Here is a 3,129-nt window from a genome sequence, read left to right as displayed (position 1 = left end):
TTCTGGATTGAGCTGCCCAAATACCGCTGGAAAGCGTCCCGCCGCGATATTATCCCCACCGGCAAACGCGATTAAATCAGCCAGATTGCCATGCGCCACGGTAGTACAACATTCCGCCTTTTTACCGAGGTGCAACTGCAACATCACTCTGGGACGCTCGCCCTGATAGCTCGCCAGACGTTCGCGAATGCGCTGCATATGCTGCTGATAAAACGCAATAAAGCGTTCGCTTTTCGCCTCATCGTTCAACGCAGCTCCCAGCGTGCGCAGGCTGCCTACGGTGTTTTTCAGCGGATCAACGCGGAAATCGAGAAACAGCACCGGAATGCTTGCCGCCGCCAACTGTTGCATAAAGGCTGAGTTATTCGGCGGCGTGCGCGCATACACCGGCAAAATCACCAGATCCGGTTGCAGGGCGATGATTTTTTCCACGTTCAGCTGGGAAAAGTTGGAGTTACCGATTTGCGTGATGCTGGCGATCTGCGGAAAGGCTTTGACGTAGCGATCCCAGGTTTGTTTATCAAGATTGTGCAGATCGGCGGGCCAGCCCACCACGCGTTTAGCGGGATTTCCCTCTTCTACCAGCGCCAGCGTATAGATCATGCGGCTTTCACCAATCACCAGACGCTGCGGATTATCCGGCACCTCAACCTGGCGGCCTAAACTGTCTGTGAGCAATTTGCCCTGAGCGATCCAGGGCAGAATCAGCAGCAAAGCCAGCAATATTCGTCTCATTATTCTGCTCTCTGATGGCTCCGCCCACGACGGCGGAGCGGATCATGTTAGAAATCGACTGACGCCTGCAGATACATCACGCGCGGCTCACCTTCAATGACGCGCAGATTTCCGGCGCTGGATTCGTAATATTCGCGGTTAAGCAGATTCTTCACGTTCAGCTTCAACTGCGTATGTTTACCGATCAGCTGGCTATCCCAGGCGATAAAGGCATCCGCCACGGTATAAGCCGGCATCACAAAGCTGTTTTCCGGATCGCCTGCCCGCGTACCGACATAACGTCCACCGCCGCCGAAGCGCAATTCGCCCGGCAACCATGAGAAGCGCAGCGTATGGCTCAGATACAAACTGCCCATATTGGTTGGGGCATTCACCAGCCGGTTGCCGACGTTATCTGGGTTCACGTTGTCCGCCACGATTTCGGTTTTGTCGTAGCTGTAGTTGGCAATCAGATTCCAGTCCGGCGTAATTTCACCGTTGATCTCCAGTTCAGCGCCGGTTGAGCGCGCTTTCGGAATATTACGCGTCACGCCGTTGATGAAAATCGACATATCGGTCTCATCTATGCGATACAGCGCCAGCGTTGCGGCCAGATTCGGCGCCACTTGCCACTTCGATCCCACTTCCCAGGTGCTGCCTTTTTCGGTTGATGCCACATCGCCGTTATCATCGGTTTGCGTCGAAGGCGTAAACGATTTGCTGTAGCTGCCATACAGCGACACATCCGGTAAAACCTTATACACCACACCAAGTTGCGGCAGGAAGGCGTTACCGCGATCGTTGAGCGTTGTCTCTGGATCAATAAAGCCATTGCTGGAAGTTTGCGTATAGCGTTGGAATCTGCCTCCCAAAACGGCAATCCATTTATCAGTGAGATGAATGCTGTCTTTAGCAAACAGCGAACGGCTATACAGATTGGTGCGCAGGTTGCTGATGCTGTCGTTATAAGTGCTATCGCTGAGAATCGGTTCTTCACCGTAAACCGGATCGTACATATTGAAGCTGCGTGAAACGCTGCCGCGATAGGAACGCGCTTTGTAGGTTTCATTCTGCTCATAATCGACGCCCAGCAGCAGATCATGTTGCATACCCGCAAGGGTTGGCGATCCACTAATGTCCCAGGAAACGTACTCGGTTTGATGGTTGAAACCACGGTTGGCATCGGCACGACGCGAGACGATACCGGTGCTAGTGTTAATTGCAGTGGCGCGCACTTCGTTGCTGTCATAACGGCGCTGCATCCAGCCGTAATTGAGGTGCGTTTCCCATACGTCATCGAGGTTATAGCCGTAGCTCACGTTAAGGCGTTTGTTTTTGCCCCATGCATGGTTGGCATAGTCGTCCAGACGACGGTTATAAGGGATATCAACCGGTTTGCCGCCGATAAATGCTGTGCCACGGTCGTAAGGCACGTCATATTTATACTCGACGTAACTGACGTTGAAGTTGGCACGATCGCCGTACCAGCTCAGTGAAGGGGCCAGCAGCGTGTGTTCATTGACACCAAAATTGCGCCAGTAATCTTCGCGCTGGCGCTCCGCTACCATGCGGAAGGCGAAGCCGTTGCCGAGCGGCCCGGTGACATCGACCATACCGGTGCCGCCGCCGAAGCTGCTGGATTCACCGCTGATATGCGTATTCCATTGATACTGCGGTTTTTTACTCACCAGATTGATGATGCCGCCGGGATTGAGAATGCCGTACAACAGCGATGAAGATCCTTTCAGCACTTCGACATGATCGATGCTGGAATCCATGGTCAATCCCTGATTGCTGCGCACGCCATCAATGAAGATTGAACCATCGGTGTTGGAGCCGAATCCACGTTTAACGAAGCCATCTTCGGTACCGCCCAGCGTATTGCCCTGCGTCACGCCGCTGACAAACTTCACCGCATCGTTGAGGCTAGTGACCTGATAATACTTCATTACCTGCGGTGTCACCACGCTGATGGACTGCGGTGTTTCACTGCGTGGTGTCGCGGTGCGTAACGTGGCAGCCGCGTCATCCTGGTTATAACTGCTGGTGGAAGAGGGCTGATCGGCCGTAACGGTTAATGTTTGTTCGGCTGCAGCGGCAGAAGCGCTATACAGCAAGGTTGAAGCCAGTAAAACCTGAGAGCCAGAGAGCGTATATTTTACCGCTGGTGAAAAACAGCAAAGACACTTCATTAGTTTAAATCCGCATCAAAATAGGAATATTTAGAAGCGAAGATAGTAATGAGATTGATTTTCATTTGCAACAAAATTGTGGCGCTAATTTAGCGGGTTATGGTTTTTTTAAATAATTAATGGGTTTGCATCAGATATCGTAAAATTTATGATTTGCAATATGAAAATATAATGTAGCTATAAAACCCTTTGTTATTCATTTAAATATTGGTGTTTTGTAGTA

General features: G+C 51.5%; 2 protein-coding genes. Both read right to left on the bottom strand.

Features of this window, described 5'->3' with window-relative positions:
- Positions 1-735 (bottom strand): ABC transporter substrate-binding protein (locus RTY00_RS18720; RefSeq protein WP_312665444.1); only part of this gene is annotated, 735 nt, incomplete at its 3' end.
- Positions 736-782: 47 nt separating this feature from the next.
- Positions 783-2,906, bottom strand: coding sequence for a TonB-dependent siderophore receptor (locus tag RTY00_RS18715; protein ID WP_312665443.1), 2,124 nt, complete (start codon positions 2,904-2,906; stop codon positions 783-785).
- Positions 2,907-3,129 lie beyond the last annotated feature (223 nt).

It is taken from the genome of Pantoea sp. CTOTU49201 (assembly GCF_032054795.1).
Classification (GTDB): domain Bacteria; phylum Pseudomonadota; class Gammaproteobacteria; order Enterobacterales; family Enterobacteriaceae; genus Pantoea; species Pantoea symbiotica.
This window is presented reverse-complemented; position numbering and strand designations above follow the sequence as displayed.

Bases quoted from the DNA above. Each gene is read 5' to 3' on its own strand.
- RTY00_RS18715 (WP_312665443.1), bottom strand. From the start codon at position 2,906: ATGAAGTGTCTTTGCTGTTTTTCACCAGCGGTAAAATATACGCTCTCT.